The sequence below is a fragment of the Mycobacterium sp. NPDC048908 genome, from assembly GCF_043197955.1.
Taxonomy (GTDB): Bacteria; Actinomycetota; Actinomycetes; order Mycobacteriales; family Mycobacteriaceae; genus Mycobacterium.
Window position 1 is genome coordinate 95,380 of record NZ_JBICUE010000011.1, and the last position, 22,290, is coordinate 117,669.

The 22,290-nt window shown below is 65.8% G+C and carries 18 protein-coding genes; 8 read left to right on the plus strand and 10 right to left on the minus strand.

Annotated elements, in window-relative coordinates:
• Positions 1 to 6 precede the first annotated feature (6 nt).
• The 4 genes from ACGFK1_RS24640 to ACGFK1_RS24655 all read left to right on the plus strand — a co-directional run bounded on the left by ACGFK1_RS24640 (position 7) and on the right by ACGFK1_RS24655 (position 4,798).
• The gene (locus ACGFK1_RS24640) at positions 7 to 840 is read left to right on the plus strand and encodes a LuxR C-terminal-related transcriptional regulator (protein ID WP_393435537.1); all 834 of its coding nucleotides are present in this window, start codon (positions 7 to 9) and stop codon (positions 838 to 840) included.
• A 12-nt stretch (positions 841 to 852) separates the two neighbouring features.
• Entirely contained in the window at positions 853 to 1,962 is a 1,110-nt protein-coding gene (locus ACGFK1_RS24645) for an epoxide hydrolase family protein (protein ID WP_393435540.1), read from the plus strand.
• Positions 1,963 to 3,336: an NAD(P)-binding protein gene (locus tag ACGFK1_RS24650; protein WP_393435543.1), complete on the plus strand. Its 1,374-nt coding sequence runs from the start codon at positions 1,963 to 1,965 to the stop codon at positions 3,334 to 3,336.
• Between the two features lie 133 nt (positions 3,337 to 3,469).
• Complete coding sequence (locus ACGFK1_RS24655) at positions 3,470 to 4,798, plus strand: acyl-CoA dehydrogenase family protein (RefSeq protein WP_393435546.1); 1,329 nt, start codon at positions 3,470 to 3,472, stop codon at positions 4,796 to 4,798.
• Between the two features lie 38 nt (positions 4,799 to 4,836).
• Here the strand turns inward: ACGFK1_RS24655 and ACGFK1_RS24660 are convergent, their stop codons facing one another.
• From ACGFK1_RS24660 to ACGFK1_RS24685, 6 genes are read right to left on the minus strand one after another with little or no spacing between them, the layout of a single operon-like run.
• Positions 4,837 to 6,669 carry an ABC transporter ATP-binding protein gene (locus ACGFK1_RS24660; RefSeq protein WP_393435549.1) on the minus strand — a complete coding sequence of 611 codons (1,833 nt, stop codon included), beginning with the start codon at positions 6,667 to 6,669 and terminating at the stop codon, positions 4,837 to 4,839.
• Positions 6,666 to 8,594 carry an ABC transporter ATP-binding protein gene (locus ACGFK1_RS24665; RefSeq protein WP_393435552.1) on the minus strand — a complete coding sequence of 643 codons (1,929 nt, stop codon included), beginning with the start codon at positions 8,592 to 8,594 and terminating at the stop codon, positions 6,666 to 6,668. Before ACGFK1_RS24665 ends, ACGFK1_RS24660 begins: the two co-directional genes overlap by 4 nt.
• Before the next feature lie 15 nt (positions 8,595 to 8,609).
• On the minus strand, positions 8,610 to 10,511 hold the full coding sequence (locus tag ACGFK1_RS24670; protein WP_393435555.1) for an ABC transporter ATP-binding protein: 1,902 nt from the start codon (positions 10,509 to 10,511) through the stop codon (positions 8,610 to 8,612).
• A gap of 52 nt (positions 10,512 to 10,563) precedes the next feature.
• Positions 10,564 to 11,112 (minus strand): chromate transporter, encoded by a 549-nt coding sequence (locus ACGFK1_RS24675; protein WP_393435797.1) that lies wholly within the window; start codon positions 11,110 to 11,112, stop codon positions 10,564 to 10,566.
• The gene (locus tag ACGFK1_RS24680) at positions 11,109 to 11,672 is read right to left on the minus strand and encodes a chromate transporter (RefSeq protein WP_393435558.1); all 564 of its coding nucleotides are present in this window, start codon (positions 11,670 to 11,672) and stop codon (positions 11,109 to 11,111) included. Before ACGFK1_RS24680 ends, ACGFK1_RS24675 begins: the two co-directional genes overlap by 4 nt.
• Entirely contained in the window at positions 11,665 to 12,654 is a 990-nt protein-coding gene (locus ACGFK1_RS24685) for a phosphatidylserine/phosphatidylglycerophosphate/cardiolipin synthase family protein (protein ID WP_393435561.1), read from the minus strand. Before ACGFK1_RS24685 ends, ACGFK1_RS24680 begins: the two co-directional genes overlap by 8 nt.
• A 159-nt stretch (positions 12,655 to 12,813) precedes the next feature.
• On the opposite strand from ACGFK1_RS24685, the gene prrA reads away from it, so the two are divergent.
• Positions 12,814 to 13,515: a two-component system response regulator PrrA gene (prrA, locus tag ACGFK1_RS24690; protein WP_101952047.1), complete on the plus strand. Its 702-nt coding sequence runs from the start codon at positions 12,814 to 12,816 to the stop codon at positions 13,513 to 13,515.
• Between the two features lie 3 nt (positions 13,516 to 13,518).
• Positions 13,519 to 14,859, plus strand: coding sequence for an ATP-binding protein (locus tag ACGFK1_RS24695; RefSeq protein WP_393435565.1), 1,341 nt, complete (start codon positions 13,519 to 13,521; stop codon positions 14,857 to 14,859).
• A 70-nt stretch (positions 14,860 to 14,929) separates the two neighbouring features.
• On the opposite strand, the gene ACGFK1_RS24700 is transcribed toward ACGFK1_RS24695, so the two are convergent.
• On the minus strand, positions 14,930 to 15,292 hold the full coding sequence (locus ACGFK1_RS24700) for an FKBP-type peptidyl-prolyl cis-trans isomerase (protein ID WP_393435568.1): 363 nt from the start codon (positions 15,290 to 15,292) through the stop codon (positions 14,930 to 14,932).
• A gap of 23 nt (positions 15,293 to 15,315) precedes the next feature.
• On the opposite strand from ACGFK1_RS24700, the gene ACGFK1_RS24705 reads away from it, so the two are divergent.
• Complete coding sequence (locus ACGFK1_RS24705; RefSeq protein ID WP_393435571.1) at positions 15,316 to 15,564, plus strand: DUF2630 family protein; 249 nt, start codon at positions 15,316 to 15,318, stop codon at positions 15,562 to 15,564.
• A 98-nt stretch (positions 15,565 to 15,662) separates the two neighbouring features.
• Positions 15,663 to 17,180 (plus strand): phytoene desaturase family protein, encoded by a 1,518-nt coding sequence (locus tag ACGFK1_RS24710; protein ID WP_393435799.1) that lies wholly within the window; start codon positions 15,663 to 15,665, stop codon positions 17,178 to 17,180.
• Here ACGFK1_RS24710 and ACGFK1_RS24715 read toward each other — a convergent pair.
• From ACGFK1_RS24715 to ACGFK1_RS24725, 3 genes are read right to left on the minus strand one after another with little or no spacing between them, the layout of a single operon-like run.
• Positions 17,177 to 20,305, minus strand: a complete 3,129-nt coding sequence (locus ACGFK1_RS24715; protein ID WP_393435573.1) for an adenylate/guanylate cyclase domain-containing protein — start codon at positions 20,303 to 20,305, stop codon at positions 17,177 to 17,179. The genes ACGFK1_RS24710 and ACGFK1_RS24715 overlap by 4 nt on opposite strands.
• Before the next feature lie 15 nt (positions 20,306 to 20,320).
• The gene (locus ACGFK1_RS24720; RefSeq protein WP_393435576.1) at positions 20,321 to 20,740 is read right to left on the minus strand and encodes a MarR family winged helix-turn-helix transcriptional regulator; all 420 of its coding nucleotides are present in this window, start codon (positions 20,738 to 20,740) and stop codon (positions 20,321 to 20,323) included.
• A complete protein-coding gene (locus ACGFK1_RS24725) occupies positions 20,730 to 22,187 on the minus strand; it encodes a DHA2 family efflux MFS transporter permease subunit (RefSeq protein ID WP_393435579.1) in 1,458 nt (485 codons plus the stop codon). Before ACGFK1_RS24725 ends, ACGFK1_RS24720 begins: the two co-directional genes overlap by 11 nt.
• Between the last annotated feature and the right edge of the window lie 103 nt (positions 22,188 to 22,290).

Genomic DNA, 22,290 nt, shown 5'->3' on the forward strand with positions numbered 1-22,290 from the left:
TTCGGATTGCGATCCGGCTCTTCACTGCTGCGCCCGCGTGACGCGGACGCGCTGCGTGCCGAGCTGAGGCGGGTCGCCGAGGAGTCGGGCATGCCACTCACCTTCGGAGGTGAGGTGCACGACGACACCCTGCTGCTGACGGAGTTCTTCGGCGCCCGCACCGCGGGCATGCGCGGGCTCGCGGTGCTGCCGAGCGCGGGTCTCGGCGGGGCCACCGTGGTGTCACGACGGCCGATGTCGGTGGCCGACTACCGCAGCGCCTCGTCGATCACCCACCACTACGACGGGCCAGTGCTGCAGGAGGGCATCAGATCGATCGTCGCCGTCCCCGTCGTGGTGGAGGGCCGGTCGAGGGCGGTGCTCTACGGCGCCCACCGCGCCGCGGCGCCGATCGGCGACCGCACGGCGGATCTGATGATCGCCTCAGCGAGGCGGCTTTCCCGCGAGCTGACCATCCGCGACGAGGTGGACCGGCGGCTGAGGATGCGGGACGCGCATCAGGCGAGCGGGGCGGCGGCCGAGGAGATCCGGGAAGTGCACGCCCAGCTGCGCAGGCTGGCCGCCGAGCCATCGTCGCCGCCCGCGTTGCAGGCCCAGCTACGGGTGCTGGCCGATCGGCTGGCCAGGGGCAGGTCCGTGCCTGCCGCCGCTTTGTCGGGGCGCGAGCTGGACGTCCTGGCCCAGGTTGCGCTCGGGTGCACGAATGCCGAAGCGGCGAAACGGCTTTCGTTGAAGCCGGAGACGGTGAAGAGCTACCTGCGCAGTGCGACAGCAAAGCTCGGTGCGCGCACCCGTCACGAGGCCGTCGCCAAGGCGCGCCGGGCCCGGCTGCTGCCGTGACAGTATCGAGGCGTGGCCGACGTCAATCCCTTCCGCATCGCCGTTCCCGACGCTGATCTCGTCGATCTGACGGAAAGGCTGGCCCGCACCCGCTGGCCGGAAGCCGAGTGCGTCGACGACTGGACCCAAGGCATCCCGTTGAGTTACACCCGCGAGCTGACCGACTATTGGGCCGACCAATATGACTGGCGCGCACGCGAAGCCGCGCTGAACCGGTTCGACCAGTTCACCACCGAGATCGACGACCTCGACATTCACTTCATCCACCAGCGGTCCGCGGAGGCGGATGCATTCCCGCTGCTGATCACCCACGGCTGGCCGGGGTCCGTCGTGGAGTTCCACAAAATCATCGAGCCATTGACCGCCGCCGGCTTCGACGTGGTGTGCCCCTCGCTGCCGGGCTACGGCTTCTCGGGTAGACCCTCCACCACAGGCTGGGGCGTCGAGAAGATCGCCGCGGCGTGGGAGACGCTGATGGGCCGGCTCGGCTACGAACGGTACGGCGCGCAGGGCGGCGACTGGGGTGCCGCGGTGACCACACAGATCGGCCGCAACGGCGGACGCTGCGCCGGGATCCACCTCAACATGCCGCTGGCACGGCCCTCGGGCGAACTGACGAATCCGACCGAGGACGAGAAGCGTGCGCTGGAGCGGATGCGCCACTACCAACAGTGGGACAGCGGCTACGCCAAGCAGCAGTCGACCCGGCCGCAGACCCTCGGGTACGGGTTGACCGACTCCCCCGTCGGGCAGCTGGCGTGGATCGTGGAGAAGTTCTGGTCGTGGACGGACGCCGACGGCCACCCGGAGAACGTGCTCACGCGCGACGAGATTCTCGACAACGTGATGCTGTACTGGCTGACGGCGTCCGCGGCGTCGTCGGCGCGCCTGTACTGGGAGAGCTTCCGGGTCTTCGATAAGGCGAAGCGCCAACGCGTGGAACTGCCCACCGGGGTCGCTTCCTTCCCCAAAGAGATCCTTCGCGCGCCGCGCGACTGGTGCGAGGCCGCGTACAACATCACGCACTGGACGGACATGCCGCGGGGCGGACACTTCGCGGCGTTCGAGCAGCCTGAGCTGTTCGTTGATGACGTGTCGAAATTCTTCAGTACCGTGCGCTAGATGGGGCGGACGATCGAGGCCGATTACCTGGTGGTCGGCGCGGGCGCGATGGGCCTCGCGTTCACCGACACGCTGGTTGGCGAATCCGACGCCACGGTCGTCGTCGTCGATCGCAACGACCAGCCCGGCGGCCACTGGACCACGGCCTACCCGTTCGTGCGGCTGCATCAGCCGTCGGCGTACTACGGGGTGAATTCGCACAAGCTCGGCAGCGACACGATCGACCGCGACGGGCTCAACGCCGGCTATTACGAACTGGCCAGCGGCGCCGAAGTATGCGCGTACTTCGACGCGGTGATGCGGAGGCATTTGCTGCCGACCGGCCGGGTGACCTACCTGCCGATGAGCGAATATCTCGGCGACGGACGCATCCGCACCCTCGGCAGGGAGGAGATCTCCGTCGTCGCCCGCCGCATCGTGACCAGCCACGTGGAGATCGTCGTGCCGTCCATGCGGGCGCCGTCCTACGCCGTCGACGGCGTCGACTGCGTGCCGCCCAACGATCTGCCGCGCATCCGGACGGCCCCCGACCGGTACGTGATCGTCGGCGCAGGCAAGACCGCGATGGATGCCTGCCTGTGGCTGCTGCGCCACGGCGTCGCCGCGGAGCGGTTGACGTGGATCAAGCCGCGCGAGTCGTGGATTCTGGACCGCGCCGCGGTGCAGCCCGGTTCGCAGTTCGCCAAGCGGGTGCTGCGTGACTTCTCAAACCAGCTCGCCGCGGTGCACGAGGCCGAATCGCTTGCCGATCTGTTCGATCGACTGGAAGCCAAGGGCTGCTTGATGCGCATCGACACGTCGGTTGACCCGACGATGTACCGGTGCGCGATTCTGTCGCAGGCCGAACTCTCGGAGTTGAGGCGCATCGACAACGTGGTTCGGATGGGCCACGTCGAGTCGATCGCGCCGGGACGCATCACCCTCGAGGACGGAGCGTTGGATGTCGACGGCTCCGCGCTCTACATCGACTGCAGCGCTGACGGTTTCGCCCAGCGGGAACCGGCGCCGGTGTTCGACGGGGACCATATTTCATTGCAGGCCGTTCGGACGTGTCAGCCGGCTTTCAGCGCCGCGGTGATCGGCCACGTCGAGGCGGCGTACGCCGATGACGGCACCCGCAACGCGTTCTGCGGGCCGGTGCCGTATCCGCGCGTTCCGACCGACTGGCTGCGAATGATGTTGGCGTTCAACAGAAACCAATTGCAGTGGTTCTCCGACCCCGAGATGATGGCGTGGGTCGACAAAGCCAGGCTCAACGTGCTGCACCATGTGTCTGCGGGGGTCAGCGAGCGGGCGCGGGAGAAGATCATTTCGGTGTTGACCTCGCAGTTGCCCGCCATCAACGACAAGCTGGCACAGCTGTTGGCCAGTTGAGCGTAATCGCAGCGCCGCGGAGTACGCTGTGGGTTACGACGTAATAAGAACATCGCAATTCGCCACATTAACTGAAGCACAGCGTGATTCGGGATTCGTTCGATGTGGCGCATGATCGAATGGGATCAGTGTTATGGCCATTGACTTCACTCTGACCGGAGAGCAAAAAGAAGTACAGGAATCCGCTCGTGAGTTCGCGCAGAACCACCTCGCGCCGATCACTGACCGGGTCGACGCGGAACCCGATCCGCTGACGGCGTTTCAGCTGATGAAGGACGCGTACGCGGAGGCGTGCAAACGTGGGTTCGCCTTTTCCATGCTACCCGCCGAATATGGTGGCGGCGGGCTCTCGAACGTCGATTTCGTGCTCGCCGCCGAGGAGATACAGGCGGTGGATCCCGGATTCGGCACCACCCTGCTGGTGAACGGGCTCGGGCTGATGCCGGTCTGGTACTACGGGACCGAGGAACAGAAGAAGAGGTTCATCGGCACCGCGACGGCCGACCAGAGCGGTGAATTCATCGTCGGCTATGCGGCCAGTGAGCCGGCGGGGACACCGGGTGGCACCGCGAACTTCGACGCACCCGCGATCGACGGCGCCGGGATGCAGGTCACCGCGCGTCTCGACGGTGACGAGTACGTCATCAACGGTCGCAAATACTGGCCATGCAACGTTGGCGGCTGGGACAACAAGGGCGCCAATCTGAATCTCGTGGTCGTGCGCACCAATCCGGAGGCAGGCGGGACGACAGGGTTGTCCGCGATCATGATCGAGCGTGGCACCCCGGGAATCACGTACAACTCGATTAGCACCTCGGCGCAGCGGAGCGCACCGAACTGCGAGATCGTCTTCGACAACGCCCGGGTGCCTACGGCCAACCTGATCGAGGGCACGAAGGGGAACGGCGACCTCTTGATCAACCGAAACTTCGCCTGGTCCGGCCCCGTCGCGGGGATCGGGGCGGTAGCGGTCGCGCGGGCCGCCTACGAGGACGCGCTGCAATGGGCCAAGACCTATACCGCGGGCGGCCCGAGACCGATCATCAACTACCAGTACCCGGGCTATGTCCTCGGCGATGTCGCTGGGAAGATCGAGGCGGCCAGGTACTTTTGCTGGAAGTCGGCCCATTACCTGGATCAGCATGGGTACCACGGCGAGATGCTCGGGGCGATGTGCAAAATCCACTGCACGGAAATGATGTTCGACTGCGTCTATAAGTGCATGCAGGTTGTCGGGGTCAATGCGGTCGACAAGCAGAACAGGTTTGACCGGTATCTGCGCGAGGCGGCGCTCTTGCCGCTTTACGATGCCGGGAACTTCGGCATGCAGCGGCGCAGGGTCCACGGTGTGATGGTCGACGACACTTTCAACCCCCGGGCCTTCATGGACGACTATCCGGTCGATTTCACCAAGGGTATGGAGGGCATCGACACGATCCCGGGCCCGAAGATGGACGGGTAGCAGACGGTTGCTCGGGTGGAGTCAAAGCGCCTAGCGGATCAGGCCAGCGACTCGACCCACGCCCGGTGCAGCGCGGCATACCGGCCGTCGGTGCGCCCGATCAACTCGCCAGGTGCTCCGTCTTCGACGATGCGGCCGTGGTCGAGCACCAACACCCGGTCCGCGACCTGCACGGTGGACAACCGGTGCGCGATCACGAGCGCGGTGCGGTCGGCCAGCACCGTTTCCAGTGCCCGCTGCACCATCCGCTCGCTGGGGATGTCGAGCGACGACGTCGCCTCGTCAAGGATCAGCACCGCGGGGTCGGCGAGGAAAGCCCGCGCGAACGCCACCAACTGCCGTTGCCCGGCCGAAAGCCTGCCGCCGCGCTTGGCCACGTCGGTGTGATAGCCGTCGGGCAGCGCGTCGATGAACCGGTCTGCTCCCACCGCCGCGGCGGCCGCCGCCACTTGCGAGTCGGTGGCGTCGGGACGGCCGAACCGGATGTTGTCGGCGACTGAGCCGTCGAACATGAAGTTCTCCTGCGTGACCATCACGACATGGCGACGCAGCTCGCTCTGCGAAATATCGCGCAGGCCAATGCCGTCCAGGGTCACCGTCCCGGAAGTCGGATCGTAGAACCGGGCGATCAGCTTGGCGATCGTGGTCTTCCCCGCCCCTGTGGTGCCGACCAGCGCGACGGTCTGACCGGCAGGCACGGTGAAGTCGAGATCGGGTAGCACGGGCCGGTCCGGCACGTACGAGAAGTGCACATCGTGGAACGCCACCTCACCCCGTACCCCATTGAGTGCCACCGGATGCGCCGGCTCCTTGATGCCCGGCTTCTCGGCCAGCACTCCCGCCAACTTCTCCAGCGCCGACGACGCCGACTGAAAGGTGTTGAAGAACTGCGAGATCTCCTGCATCGGCTCGAAGAACATCCGCAGGTAGAGCAGGAACGCGGCCAACGTGCCAATGGTCATCTGGCCGTGCAGCACGCGGTAGCCGCCGTACAACAGCACCACGCCGGTGGTGAGGTTGCCGACCAGCTTCACACCGGGCATGAAGATGGCGAGCAACCGGAACGTCCGCTCGTTGTCCGCCTTATAGCGGTCGGCGATGCCTTCGAAAATCTCCTGGTTGCGCGGCTCGCGACGATAGGCCTGCACCGCCTTGATGCCGGTCATCGTCTCGACGAACTGCACGATCACCAGCGCGGCGCTTTCGCGCACTTTGCGGTAGGTCTTTGCCGACTCGTTGCGGAACCACCAGACCAGCGCCACCAGAATCGGGAACGCGGCCAGACACATCAGGCCCAGCCGAACATCAAGTGCGACAAGCAGAATGGCGGTGCCGACGAGCGTGAGCACGGCGGTGATCAGGCTGTCGAAGCCGGTCTCCAGCATGTCCTGGATGGCCTCGACGTCGTTGGTGGACCGGCTGACCACACGACCGGAGGTGTACCGCTCGTGAAACGCGATGTCCAGACGCTGGAAGTGCCGGTACACCCGCCGCCGCAGTTCGAGCAGGACCTTCTGGCCGATCCGGCCCGAGCGCTGCAGAAAGAACATCCGACTGGTGGCCTGGACCACGACCACGCCGCTCAGTACCGCGACGATGGTCATCAGCGTGTGCGCGGAGCCACCGGCCAGGATCGGCGGGATGCCATGGTCGATGCCGCGCTGCACCAGGATCGGAACCGAAAGGCGGGCAGCGTTTTCCACCACCACGACAAGTGCGAGCAGCGCTACCGTCACCCGGTATGGACGCAGCAGCGAACCGAGCAGTGCGCGCGCTTCGCGGCGGCGGGGCAGGCTCTCGTCGATCGGCAGGTCGTCGCTCTGGTCGTCCTTGACGCGGCCGCGCCATTCGGTCGTCTCTGTCGTCGTCATCGGCGCTCAGCCTCGAACGACACGTACTCGCGCGGCTCGCGCTCCTCGACGAAATGCTCCAGCCGAGTTCGCTCTTCCTCGTCCTCCCATGTGCAAGCGCGCTCAGCACGGTCGTCGAGTTCGTCGTCGGCGGCCAACAAATAGCGGTACTGCGGCACAGAGGCCAGAAGTTGCGCGTGAGTGCCGATGTGGGTGATGGTGCCGTCCTGCAGCAGCGCCACCTTGTCGGCGAGCAACACCGTGGACGCGCGGTGCGCGACCACGATGCCGGTGACGTGATTCAGCACCCGGCGCAGCGCCTCCTCGACGACCGCCTCGGTGTGCACGTCCAGCGCCGACAGCGTGTCGTCGAGCACCAGGATCTTCGGCGCGGCCAGGATCGCCCGCGCCAACGAGAGCCGTTGCCGCTGCCCACCGGACAGGCTCATGCCCTGCTCACCGATGCGGGTGTCCAGCCCGAACGGCAAGTCGTAGACGAACTGCGCGGCGGCCACCTCGATGGCTTGAGCCATCTGCTGGTCCGTCGCATCCGGGCTGCCGAGCCGGAGGTTCTCCGCCACCGACATCGAGAACAACGTCGGGTCCTCGAACGCGGTGGCCACCGCCTGCCGCAGTGCGGGCAGGCTCAGTTCGCGGATGTCATGGCCGTCGATGCGGATCGAGCCCTCGGTGACGTCGTACAACCGCGACAACAGCGAGGCGAGCACAGACTTGCCCGACCCCGTCGAACCGACGAGCGCGAGCGTCTCTCCCGGCTCGACGGTGGCGTTGACATGGCGCAAAGCCCAATTGTCCGACTCGGACGGCGCCACTCCTTCCGAGTCCGGGAACTTGAACCCGACGTCGACGAGTTCCAGCCTGCCGCCCGCCGGCGGCTCGGCGACCGGGCCGTCGGTGATTTCCCGTGGCGCGTCGAAGATCTCGGCGATCCGGTTGGCGGCGGTGAACGATTCCTGCGTCATGGACAGCAGGAAGCCAAGCGACGCGATCGGCCACACCAGCGACAGCATCATCGTGATGAACGCGACCAGCGTGCCCATCGTGACGTAGCCGTGGCCTGCGGCGTACGCGCCGAAGCCGAGCACCACGATCAGCGTGAGGTTCGGGATGACTTCGAGCAGCGTCCAGAACTTGGCCGACACCGACACCCTGCCGACCTGTGTGTCGTAGAGATTGGTCAGTTGCTCGTCGAAGCGGTCGTATGCGTAGTCCTCGCGGCCGAACGACTTGACCACCCGTACCCCGAGCGCGGATTCCTCGACATGGGTGGCGACGTGGCCTGCCTGGTCCTGCGCCAACCGCGACAACCGGGTGTAGGTCTGCTGGAAATGCAAGACCGTCAGCGTGATTGGCACGATCGACACCACCACGACGACGCCCAGCGGCCAGTACATCGCCAGCAGAATTGCGGTCACCACACTGATCTGCAGGATGTTCAGCAGCAGGAACACCATGCCGAAGGACATGAAGCGGCGAATGGTGCTGAGGTCGTTCATGATTCGCGACAGCAGCTGACCGGACTGCCAACGGCCGTGAAACGACATCGGCAGGATCTGCAGCCGGGCGTAGAGGTCCTTGCGGATATCGGCCTCCACGCCCATGGTGGCGCGCGCAACCAGCCAGCGCCGGATGAACCACAGCACCGCCTCGGAGATGCCGACGCCCATGGCGGCGGCGCCAAGCACCCACAAACCGCGCTGATCCTGGTGCCGCACGGGCCCGTCGATGACGGCCTTGGTCATCAGCGGAATGGCCACGGTGGCAACGAGGCTGGAGATCGCGATGAGCACCATCGCGATCCACCGGCCGCGGTATGGCAGCAGGTACGGCATGAGCCGCCACAGATCCGAACCGGTACGTCGGCGCGCCGGCGGTCGCGCGATCGCCGGCGCTGAACGAAGGGCTTCTGCAGTTACTTCAGTCAAGGCGGTTCCAGGGTCTCATGCCGCTACGACATCCTCGGCATCCTCGGCATCCTTATTGCCGCCGAACTGGGTTCGATAAAGCTCGGCGTATCGTCCGCGCCGGGCCAGCAGTTGGTCATGCGAGCCGCGTTCGACGATCCGACCGTCTTCGACCACCAGGATCATGTCGGCCGCGCGGATCGTGGAGAGCCGGTGGGCGATCACGATGGACGTCCGACCGGCAAGCGCCTCGGTCAACGCCTGCTGGACCGCGGCCTCCGACGCGGAGTCAAGCGATGCGGTGGCCTCGTCGAGGACGACCACCCGCGACCGACCGAGCAACAGCCGGGCGATGGTGAGCCGCTGCCGCTGACCGCCCGACAAGCGGTACCCGCGCTCGCCGACGACGGTGTCCAGCCCCTCGGGCATATCGGCCACGACATCAGCGAGCCGGGCCCGCTCCAGCGCGCGCCACAGTTGCCCGTCCGTCGCGCCGGGCGCGGCCAGCATCAGGTTGGACCGGATCGACTCATGGAACAGGTGGCCGTCCTGGGTGACCATGCCGACGGTTTCCTTCAGCGATCCGAACGTCGCGTCGCGGACGTCGACGCCGTTGAGGCGCACCGATCCGGCTCCGACGTCGTAGAGCCGTGCGAGCAGCGAGGCGATCGTCGACTTACCCGCGCCGGAGGACCCGACGAGCGCGACCATCTGACCTGGCTGCGCGGTGAACGACACGCCGTGTAGCACTTCGTCTCCGCCGCGGTCGTCCAACACCGCCACCTCTTCGAGCGAGGCCAGCGAGACCGCGTCCGCAGACGGGTAAGCGAACCGCACGTCGTCGAGTTCGACCGTGACGGGCCCTTCGGGTATGGGCACCGCGTCCGGCTTCTCAACAATCAGCGGCTCCAGATCCAGCACCTCGAACACCCGCTCGAAACTGACGACGGCGCTTGCGATTTCGACGTGCGCGTTGGCCAACGCGGTCAGCGGTGCGTACAACCGGGTGAGCAACAACGCCAGTGACACGATCGCACCCGTCTGCAGGTGTCCACCGATCGCGAGCACGCCGCCGAGGCCGTACACCAGCGCCAGCGCCAGCGCCGACATCAGCGTCAACGAGTTCATGAAGATCGACTGCAGCATCGCGGTCCGTACCCCGATGTCGCGAACGCGACCGGCTCGTGTCTCGAACTCGCGCGATTCCACGGCCGGACTGCCGAACAGCTTCACCAGGGTCGCGCCCGGGGCCGAAAAACGTTCGGTCATCTGGGTATTCATCGTCGCGTTGTGGATGGCGGCCTCGCGGGCCAACTGCGCCATGTTGCGGCCCACCCACCGGGCGGGGATCAGGAACAGCGGCATCAGGATCAACGACAACAGGGTGACCTGCCACGAGATGCTGAGCATGACCACGAGCGTCAGCGTCAGGGTGACCAGGTTGGTGACGACGCCGGAGAACGTGTCCGAGAAGGCGCGCTGAGCGCCCATCACGTCGTTGCCGAGTCGGCTCACCAGGGCGCCGGTGCGGGTGCGGGTGAAGAACGCGATCGGCATCCGCTGCACATGGTCGAAGACGGCGGTGCGCAAGTCCAGGATCAGACCCTCGCCGATGGTCGACGACAGCCACCGGGTGACCAGCGATATGCCCGCCTCCGCGACGGCGACCGCTGCGATCACGCCGGCAAGCGCCACCACAACGCCCAGCGCACCCCGCCCGATTTCGTCGACGACCCTGCCCGCCAACAGCGGCGTCGCCAGCCCAAGCAGCGCGCCGACGACGCTGACCGCGACGAAGCCCGCCAACCTGCGATGGTGTCGTCCCGCGAACCGCCAGATGCGGGCCAGCAACCTGCGGTCGGCCAACAACCGAAGGTCACCGCCGCGCGCGCGGACTTGGCGGTAGAGACTTTGCCGCGCGACCGTTTCGAAGCTCATCAAATCACCGTAAAACCTCAACAATAGATAAGGTCAACGGCTTCCCGCTGCCTCAGACGATGCCGAAATACCCCAGTACGCCCGCGGCGAAAACCACCAGCAACGGGTTCGTCTTGGTGCGGATGAAGATCAACGTGCACACCGCGGTCAACAGGTAGGCCCGCCAGTCGTGGTCGGCGGCGCGGCTCATCACCAGCGACGTCGCCATGATCAGGCCGACGGTCAGGGGTGCGAACCCCTTTTCGACGGCGATTCGCCACTTCGACTTCTGCGCCTTCTGCCAGAACAGCGTGACGGCGTACATCAACGAGGCGGCGGGCACCAGCATCGCGACGGTGGCGATCACGCCACCGATGATCGCGCCCGGCACGCCGCCGACCGTCAATCCGGCGCCGTAGCCGACCAGCGTGACGATCAGGATGCTGGGCCCCGGCGCGGTCTGCGAGATCGAGAAGATGTCAGCGAACTGGCTATCGGTCATCCAGTGATGACCCCTGACGGCCTGCAGGTGCATCTCCGGCAGCACCGCGTTACCACCACCGATCGACAGCAGTGACAGCGACGCGAACAACGCCGCCACCTGAAGGTAGGTGTGAATCATGCGGGCTGTTTCTTCGGCCACGCCCACACCAGGCTGACCGGCGCGAGAATGGCCAACACCACCGGAAGTGGCCACCGCACAATGCCGTTCAGCACGAACGCGGCCGCGAACAGCAATATCGGCATCAGCCCGGTCAGGCACTTCTTCCCGGTCTGGATCACCATCGCCAACGTCAACGCCACCGCGGCGGCCGACGCCCCGTGCAGCACACCCTTCACCGCGGGAATCTCCCTGAAACGGAAGTAGAAGAAGGCCGCGACCATGATCAGCACAACAGGAATCAGGCACAGCCCGAACACCGCCGCCACGGCGCCCGGCAGCCCGCGCATCTTCGCCCCGGCGAACACGGCCATGTTGACCTGGTTCGCGCCAGGCAGGATCCGGCACATCGTCATCGCGGACAGAAATTCCTCTTCACCCATCCACCGCTTCTCGACGACGAGGACCTCGCGCGACCATGCGGACAGTCCACCGCCGAACGAGGCCAGCGCGATGTGGTTGAAGGTCCAAGCGAGTTCGAGCAGCGAGACTTCGGCAGGTCCCGCTTCGGTCTCACTCATGCATGAGGTCGCGGTCGTGCGGGAAGTCGTCCTCGTGGTGCTGGGCCGGATCGAGCGGGTCGGGCGCCTCGTAGTGGTGGGACAGTTGCCAATCGTTGTCGAAGACGTCGTTCAGTCGGCCGACGATGGCCGGGTCGTCGGTCATGATGCCCAGTTCGCGGCGCAGGTCGAACGCGCTGCGGTCGATGTTCATCGAGCCGACCAGCGCGTGCCTGCCGTCGACGATGATCAGCTTGGCGTGCACCCGCAGATTCTTCTGCTTGTGCACCTTGACGCCGAAGCGCTTCAGCGTCCGTAGCGACGCGAACGTGTCGAGGATGTCCCACTCGCTGATACCGTGTTTGCCGCCGCACAGCACGTGGACCTTCACGCCGCGATCGGCGGCCGCGGCGAGCCGCTCGAGAATGACCGCGTCGACATATTTCGGGTGCTGTACATCCAACCGTTCGGTGGCGGTGTCGATGAATTGCGCCATGTGATAACGCGAATTGGAATTGCTCCACAGCAGGCCCTCGTAGGCCGAACAATTCCAGTCGCGCTCTTCCCAGTCGGCATTGAACACTTCGACGATCTGCGCGACGTGATAGGGATTGCCGGTGACGACGCCGTAGTCGCGGGTCAGCGTGAAATACTTCTCCATCAGATTGAACGTCGCGACCAGAGCCACCTTTTCGTCGACCACAATCGATTTCTCATGCGTCACGTAGAACTTCGAGCTGGACCACTTGACCGCGACCCCGGCGCTGCGGAGTTGCTCGAAGGTATCGTCATTGGCCCGGTCGCCGCCGGATCGGGCGGCGTTGAGCATGACGCGGACGTCGACGCCGGCATTCCTGCGGTCGATGACGGCCGCGATCAAACTCGGCTCGGTGAACGTGAATTGCTTGATGAGAAGCGAATTCTGCGCGGAATTGATGAATTCGCGGACCGGATTCAAGCCGTCGTCGGGCTCGACAATCAGACGGGGTGACTGCGGAAGCATGATTTCGCAGATGCTAGCACCGGGTGTTTAGCATCGCTTTGCTAACGGAGGAACGTTCAGCCAGCCGTGACACGGCGGTGACAAGACCGCTGCCATGGTGATGCCGAGTCGCTCGGGGACCTGTCACATCCCTGGCAAGTCTTCAGGCAAGATTGCGGCATGGACAGTGGAGCGGCCTCGCCCCGCGTGCTCGTAGTCGACGACGACCCCGACGTGCTGGCGTCGCTCGAGCGCGGCCTGCGGCTGTCCGGATTCGACGTGTCGACGGCGGTCGACGGTGCCGAGGCGCTGCGCAGCGCCACCGAGACCCGGCCCGACGCGATCGTGCTGGACATCAACATGCCGGTACTCGACGGTGTCAGCGTAGTGACCGCGCTGCGCGCGATGGACAACGACGTGCCGGTCTGCGTGCTGTCGGCGCGCAGCTCCGTCGACGACCGGGTGGCCGGCCTGGAGGCGGGCGCCGACGACTATCTGGTCAAGCCGTTCGTGCTGGCCGAGCTGGTCGCGCGGGTCAAGGCGCTGCTGCGGCGCCGTGGCGCGACGGCTACCTTCTCGTCGGAGACCATCACCGTCGGCCCGCTCGAGGTCGACATCCCCGGAAGACGCGCCAGGGTCAACGGCGCCGACGTCGACTTGACCAAGCGAGAGTTCGACCTGCTCGCGGTGCTCGCCGAGCACAAGACAGCAGTGCTGTCCCGCGCGCAGCTGCTCGAGCTCGTGTGGGGCTACGACTTCGCCGCCGACACCAACGTCGTCGACGTGTTCATCGGCTATCTGCGACGCAAATTGGAGGCCGGCGGTGCGCCGCGGCTGCTGCACACCGTCCGCGGCGTGGGGTTCGTGCTCAGGACGCAATAGGTGATGAACCTGCTGTCGCGGATCTTCCGCAGCACGCCTTCGCTTCGAACCCGGGTGGTGGTCGCGACAGCTATCGGCGCGGCGATTCCGGTGCTGATCGTCGGCGCGGTGGTCTGGGTCGGCATCACCAATGACCGCAAGGAACGGTTGGACCGCAGGCTCGACGAGGCCGCGGGATTCGCGATTCCGTTCCTGCCGCGCGGACTGGACGAGATTCCCAAGTCGCCGAACGACAAGGACGCCGTCATCACCGTGCGCAAGAACGGGCAGGTGACGTCGAACTCCGACGTCGTGCTGCCGCAACTGCCCGCGGGTTACGAATCCGCGGAGGTCGATGGGGTCTGGTACCGGGTGCGCACGGTGGAGATCCGAGCGCCGGAGCCGATGTCCGTCGCTGTGGGTGACACCTACGACTCGACGATCGCCGATACCAACAATCTGCATCGCCGGGTGATCATCATCTGTTTGTTCGCGATCATTGCGTCGACCGTATTCGGTTGGATGCTGGCGACATTCGCGGTGCGACCGTTCAAGCGGCTGGCCCAGCAGACCCGTCAGATCGACGCGGGCGACGAACCACCCACCATTGAGGTGCACGGGGCGACCGAGGCGGTCGAGATCGCCGACGCCGTCAAGGGCATGCTCGAGCGCATCTGGGAGGAGCAGGACCGGACCAAGGCCGCACTGGCGTCGGCGCGCGACTTCTCTGCGGTGTCGGCCCACGAACTGCGCACGCCGCTGACCGCGATGCGCACCAACCTCGAGGTGCTGTCCACCCTGGATCTACCGGAAGAGCAGCGCAAGGAAGTGGTCAACGACGTCATCCGCACGCAGTCGCGCATCGAGGCCACGCTCGGGGCGCTGGAGCGGTTGGCCCAGGGCGAGCTGTCGACCTCCGACGATCATGTCCCTGTCGACATCACCGAACTGCTCGACCGGGCCGCACACGACGCGATGCGGGTGTACCCCGATCTCGACGTCTCTCTGGTGCCTGCGCCGACGGTGATCATCGTCGGGTTGCCCGCCGGGCTTCGGCTTGCGGTCGACAATGCGATTGCCAACGCGGTCAAACATGGCGGCGCCAAGCGGGTGCAATTGTCGGCGGTGAGCTCCCGCGCCGGAGTGGAGATCGCGATCGACGACGACGGGGTCGGCATCCCCGAAGACGAGCGCCAAGTGGTGTTCGAGCGATTCTCGCGCGGGTCGACGGCGTCGCACTCCGGTTCCGGGCTGGGCTTGGCGCTGGTCGCCCAGCAGGCCGAATTGCATGGTGGCACAGCGTCTTTGGAGACCAGTCCGCTGGGCGGCGTGCGACTGCTGCTGCGGCTGCCTGGCCCGAGCTAGCTCTGCCGAGCAGACGTAAAAGTGACCTATTTCGCGCGAAAATAGGCAGCTTTGCGTCTGCTCGGGCTAGTCACTTCGTGCCCAGCAGGTCGATGACGAAGATCAACGTCTTGCCCGACAGGCGATGCCCTCCGCCGGTCGGGCCGTAGGCCTGCTCCGGTGGGATGGTGAGCTGACGGCGGCCGCCGACCTTCATTCCCGGGATGCCGTCCTGCCAGCCCTGGATCAGGCCGCGCAGCGGAAACTCGATCGACTCGCCGCGATTCCATGAGCTGTCGAACTCTTCGCGGGTTTCGTACTCGACGCCCACGTAGTGCACCTCGACGGTGCCGCCGGGCACCGCCTCCGCGCCGTCGCCGACGACGATGTCCTTGATGACGAGGTCCGTCGGCGCCGGCTCGTCGGGAAACTCGATCTCTGGCTTGGTAGTCATCGCACTCACCGTAGTCTGGATTCGTGGCCAAAGATGAAGACATTCTGGCGCAGGTCAACAAGCTTGTCGCGGAGGAGCAGGAGCTGCGGGCCAAGCTGCAGCACCACGAGATCGACGAATCCGAAGAGCATCAGCGGCTTCGCGCGGTCGAAGTAAAACTAGACCAGTGCTGGGACCTGCTGCGGCAGCGTCGAGCACTCCGCGAAACCGGCGGCGATCCGCGCGAAGCCCAGGTGCGCCCGGCCGGTGAGGTCGAGGGTTACCTGAGCTGAACCAGCGCTACAACGCTTCAGCGGTGACATTTGATACCGGAGCCGAAAGGTCGGCGACATTTGATGCCGGAGCCGAAAGGTCGGCGACATTCGATGCCGTGATCGTCGGCGGCGGACACAACGGGTTGGTGGCCGCTGCGTACCTGGCCCGCGCCGGTCGCCGGGTGCAGGTACTCGAACGGCTCGATCACGTCGGCGGCGCGGCGGTGTCCGCGCATGCCTTCGAGGGCGTGGACGCGCGGCTGTCGCGCTACTCGTATCTGGTGAGCTTGTTGCCAAGGCGCATCATCGACGAACTGGGCGCGCGGGTGCGGTTGGTGCGACGACGCTACTCGTCCTACACGCCTGATCCCTCGACGGCGGGACGCACGGGTCTGTTGATCGGGCCGCAGTCGACGTTCGCGGCGATCGGGGCGACCGATGACGAGGCTCGCTTCGAGGAGTTCTACCGCCGCTGCCACGCGGTCACCTCGCGACTGTGGCCGACGTTGACTCATCCGCTGCGCACCCGCGACGAAGCCCGACGGCAGGTGGCCGACGACGAGGCGTGGCGGTTCATGGTCGACGAACCGATCGGACACGCGATCACCGCGGCGGTGTCCAGCGATCTGGTCCGCGGCGTGCTGGCGACCGACGCGTTGATCGGCACGTTCGCCCGCACGGACGATCCGTCGCTGGTGCAGAACGTCTGCTTCATGTATCACCTGTTGGGTGGCGGCACCGGCGACTGGGACGTGCCGGTTGGCGGCATGGGCGCGGTCAGCGGCGCGCTGGCAGCGGCCGCCGCTGGGCACGGGGCCGAAATCGTCACGGGTGCAGAGGTTTACGCCGTTGATCCGGACGGCGAAGTGCGCTATCGACGCGATGGCGATGAGCACCGGGTGCATGCGCACCGCGTGCTCGCCAATGTCACACCGGTGGTGCTGGCGCGGTTGCTGGGTGAACCCGAGCCCGCACTGACGCCCGGCGCGCAGATCAAGGTCAACCTGATGCTGCGCCGACTGCCGCGATTGCGCGACGACAGCGTGACGCCCGAGCAGGCGTTCGGTGGCACGTTCCACATCAACGAGACCTACAGCCAACTCGACAGCGCGTATATCCGTGCCGAACACGGCTTGGTGCCTGACCCGCTGCCCTGCGAGATCTATTGCCATTCGCTCACCGATTCGAGCATCCTTTCGGATCGGCTTCGCGACGCCGGTGCGCAGACGTTGACCGTCTTCGGCCTGCACACGCCGCACAAGTTGATCGCGGGTGCGGATCCGGACCGGATGCGGGATACGTTGACCTCGGCGGCGCTCAACTCGTTGAATTCCGTTCTGGCCGAACCAATTCAAGACGTACTACTGGAGGACTCGGCGGGCAGGTTGTGCATCGAGGCGAAGACGACTTTGGACCTGGAGCAGTCGCTGGCGATGACGGGTGGCAACATCTTCCACGGCGCGCTGCAGTGGCCATTCGCCGACGACGACGAGCCCCTTGAGACCCCGGCGCAACGGTGGGGCGTGTCGACAGCCCATGACCGGATCATGCTGTGCGGCTCAGGGTCTCGTCGAGGTGGCGCGGTATCCGGTATCGGCGGTCACAACGCGGCAATGGCGGTGCTGGAGAGCTAAGGCATCGCCGCGGCTGTCGCCATGTGACCCTGGTATCCGTATCCGGTGGCCATCGCTCGGTACCGGTCCCTGAAGTCGCGGTACGCGGAATCGTCGCCACGTGCCTGCGCCAACAGCGCGCGCAGACGCAGAACCGTGACGTCACGGACCACCAAGTCATCGATCGGCGCAGCGACAAGCCGCTCGACGGCGGCCTCCGCTTCGGCGTCGGCGCCCTTCTCGAGCAAGGCGATCACCAGCACGCTCGTCGCCCACGCGCAGAACGTGAATTGGCCGGAGCCGAAGATCGTGTCGACTGCCGCCCGCATGGTTTGCAACGCTGTCTCGACATTCCCGCCGCGGGCCTCCTCGCGTGCGGCGAGCAGATCCAGGATCGGGATCTCGGTCCTGAAAAACTGTCTTCTGTTGGACATCTCGTTCAGCTCGGCCAACATCTGCCTTCCGCGTCGGACATCGGCACGCGTCTCGACCAGCACCGCACCCAATATGTACTTCGTGAGTCCCAGCGCGTTGTGATCACCGAAATCCAGGGCGATCTGAAACGCTTCCTCCATCTCGGTGAACGCGCCCTCGTCGGGGACCAGCAGGTTGCCAACGAAGGCGGCGGCGCACTTGTACGCGACCACGCTGGCGAACGTGAGCAGATCGTGTTCATGGGCCATCGTCAGCGCATCGTCGAAGTCGTTGCGCCAACCAGGGATACCGAGAAACGCCCGCGCGAAACCACGGAACACGAGGGCCAGCGCCAATGGCGATCCGGTGAAGATGGATGCTTTGACGGGGTCGCCGTCGGCGATGTCGATCCCAAGCTGCGACCATCGCAGCACGTCGCCCATCTGGCCGGTCTCCTGTTTGACCGCAAGCGATCCCCACAACATCGCGAGCGTCAGATCGGGGTCGCCGATCGATTCCAGCAGCGCTTCCTGCTCGCTAGCCAACTGTGCGGCCTCTGCCATGTGACCTTGGGCCATCGACTCCGACATCTGCCCCAACATCGCCACGGCGAGTGACCGCTTGTCGCCCGCGGCCTCGCACAATTCGCGGAGTTCGTTGAACCCCGAACGCGTGAAGCTCTCCGCGGATCGGAACGTGGTCGCGCACAGATTCGTCCGTGGCGCGATCCGCATCCCGAGACGATCCGGATCGTCATCCGGCAGCGCATCGGCGAGTTGGCGCGCCCGCTGCCAACTGGCGCGCGCCGCGCTGATATCGCGTGACGAAGACCATGCCCCTGCTCGCATATGCCATTCGTATGCCGCGCGTACGTCGCCGGCGGCCTCGTAGTGCTCGGCGATCATCGGAGCATTCTGCTCGCTCTGTTCGACGGTTTGCGCCAACCGGCGGTGCAACTGCGCACGATCCGACTTGAGCTGTGACTCGTATGCGACGGCACGGATCAGGCCGTGCCGGAAGGCATATCGAGGCGCGGGGCCGAATGCGATCTGATCGACCAACTCTGTTTGGACGAGGTCAGCCAGCACAGGTTCGATGCCCAAAGCGGCGAGCGTTTCCGGGCTGAACTGAGATCCGATCACGGCTGCTGCGTTGAGCGCCCGCTTCGCGGCGGGATCGAGGCGGTCGATCCGAGCGGCGATCACCGCCTGCAACGTGCTCGGCACGCTGACGTCGCGCGCCGGTTCCACGCACAGATAACATCCGCGCCCGCCGATCAAAACGTCCCGCTCCTTGAGATCCCGAACGATCTCTTCGGCGAAGAATGGATTGCCACCGGCGCGGTCCGACACGAGGTCGACAAGCTCGGCCACCGACCTGTCGTCACCCAATAACTCGGCACTGAGTTGCGCCATCTGTGAATCATCAAGCGGCTCAAGGGCAATGGTCTGCGCTCGCTGCGCGTGGGCGAGCGCGCCGGCATATTCGGGGCGGTACGTGATCAGCACCAGCGACCGAGTCCTCGGCACCACTGAGATGAAGTCCGCCAGCATCGATTCGCTGATGTCGTCGATCCAGTGCGCATCCTCGATCACATAGACCGTCGGCGCGCTTCTCGCCAACGCTGCGGCATTGACCATCGCCATCACCCGTCGCCGCCTGGCATCTGGATCGATCTGTGCCAGCGAAGCCTCGGGGTCGCCGATGCCGAGAAGGTCCTCGAGGATCAACAGGTCCTCATCGTCCGCCCAAGAGAACCGGGTGCGGATCTGTGCCCGTGCTGCGGCATCATCCAAGCCCTCGGTGCCCGTGGTGGCCCGTAACAGGCTCGCAGCGGCGTGAAACGGCACATCCGCGGTGTGCGACTCGCACAGCGCAGTGACCACCTCGGCTCCGAGGTGCGTTGCGCGCATTGCAATCTCGCGAACCAGGCGGCTTTTTCCGATGCCGGGGGGTCCGACAAGTCCGACCACCGCGCCGTTGCCGTTGATGGCCCGATCGAGAAGTCCGTTCAGCGCACTGCGCTCCCACTCCCTGCCGACGAACGTCGCCAAGGCGCGGTCATTACGTCTGCCGGTCGCGACCCCGAGAAGGCGACGCGCGGGTACCGGCAGTTGAGCGCCCTTGATCTGCACAAGCTCCGGTTCGCCCAGCACCGTACTGATTTCGACCAAACGCGCCGTCGATTCGCTCACCATCACGCCGCCCGGTGCGGCGACGGACTCCATGCGCTGCGCCATTCCGACTTGCTCGCCGACAGCGGTGTAGGTCAAGGGGCCGGCGCCGATCTCACCGGTGATGACCTCGCCGGAGTTGAGCCCCACCCGCAGTTGCACGACGATGTTGTCGCGCTCCTCCACTTCTGCGGAGAGCCTCTTTGCGTCCTTCTGCACATCCAGCGCCGCACGGCATGCGCGCAGCGCGTGGTCCTCGAACGCGATCGGCGCCCCGAACACCGCCATGATGCCGTCGCCGGTGAACTTGTCCACGGTTCCGCCGTAGCGCTGCACCGTTCTCGACGAGCGGTTGAACAGTTCGGTCATGATCTCGCGAAGTCGCTCAGGCCCGACGGAGGCCGCGATATCCATCGAGCGCACGACATCGGCAAACAGCACGGTGACTTGTTTGTACTCTGCGTTGCTGTCCATCACGGCGACGGGCGAACCGCACGCGTCACAGAATCGGGCGCCGTCCCGCGGTTCGGCACCGCAGTTGCGACAGGGTATCGCCACTGCCAAATGATATGGCTAGCGGCCAGCCACTCGGTCGAGGATTGCGTGTAGAGCCGTCAGGTCCGCGACGTCGAGGGCGGCCAGTGCACTTGGCGCCGGATCCTGGACCGCGTCGATCTTGTCGACCATCGCGCGGCCGGCGTCGGTGAGTGAGACGACCTTGCAGCGGCGGTTGGTCGGATCGGTTTGGCGCACCACCAGACCGCGGTCCTCGAGGTCGTTGACCGCAACCGTCGTCGCGGGCGCGTCCATCGTCGCGGCGTGCGCGAGTTGCTTGACGGTCATGGATTGCCGACTCAACCGCGCGAGGATACGAATCCTGCTGAAGGGCAGCCCACTCTGCTCGACGACCGCTCGTTTCCAGCCGTCGCGGTTGTCCTGGACCAGCGAGGCGATCGCCCGCCACACCTCGTCGGCCAGCGGGTTACTGGACATCGGCGCCCTGTTTCACCGGGGCTCCTGCCACCAGCGGGGCCAACCGATCCGCGGACCGCAGTGCGCGCGCCGACGTGGAGAACATCGCCAACGCGAGGATCACCAGACCCAGCCCGGCGCAGATCAGCCACAACGGCCTTGCTGCGGCCGCGAAGTCCCCACCCGTTGCGGCCAGCGCCGAGCCGACCACCGAACCGCACAGCGCCACACCGACACTCACGCCCACTTGGCGACTGGTCGAGGCCACCGCCGAGGCGGCGCCTGCCCGATCCGTCGGCATGCCGCTGACGGCCGCATTGGTGATCGGCGCGTTGACCATCGAGAAGCCGACACCGAAGACGGCGAAGATCACCAGTATCTGCCACACCGCGGTGGTCGCGGTCAGCAACGTCAACATCAACGTCGCCGCGGTGATCAGCATGCCAGCGATCAACAGCGACGGTCTGCTGCCGAACCGCCCCACCATCCGGCCCGACAGCGGCGAAAAGATCAGCGCCCCAACGGCAACGGGCAGATAGATCAGGCCGGTGTGCATTGCGGAGAATCCGCGTTCGCTCTGCAGGTACAACGACATCACGAACAGGAACGCACCCCACGCGGCGAACGCGCACACCGCGATCATCGTCGCCGACGCGAACGGGATGCTGCGGAAGAACCGGAGGTCGATGAATGGGTCGTTGCGGCGCGACTCGTAGCGAAGGAATGCCACGAACGCCAACAGCGCGACCACGCCGACCGTGACGTTTCGGGCGTCGGTCCACCCCTTCGCGGGGCCTTCGATCAGCACGTAGACCACGCCGAACAGAAACGCCATGCCCAGACCCTGGCCGATGGGATCGACGTCGCGCATGGTGACGGACCGGGATTCGGGCACGAAGATCGCGGTCAGCACGATCGCGAGCGCGATGATCGGAAGGTTGATCCAGAACACCGCCCGCCAGTTGACGAGTTCGATCAGCGCCCCGCCCACGATCGGGCCGAGTGCCATCGAGATGCCGACGACCCCGCCCCACACTCCGATCGCCCTGGCCCGCTCGACCCGGCCGGTGAACACCTGCGTGATGATCGACATCGCCACCGGGTTCAGCATCGAACCGCCGATGGCCTGCAGCATACGGGCCAGGATCAGGATCTCGATGCTGGGTGACAGGCTGCACAGCAACGAGCCGAGCGCGAAGACCGTCAGCCCGATCTGGAATGTGCGTCGGCGCCCGAAGCGGTCCGCGGTGGCGCCCGAGAGCAGCAGCAACGACGCCAGCACCAGCGTGTAGATGTCGATCACCCACTGCAGTTGCGAGGCCTTGGCGCCGAGGTCCGCGCGGATGTTCGGTATCGCGACGTTGACGATCGTCGCGTCCATCGACACGATCAGCAGGCTCAGGCAGCAGGTGACCAGGATGATGGCCTTGCGCCGAGCACTCTGGGACCGGACGACAGCTTCATTCACACAACAATTGTGAAACTACAACTGTTGGCGCGACAAGCTCGGGAGCGGTGAAATGCGTCGCAATCTCAACCCTCGAGCGACCGCAAAATGCCCGCCATCCAGG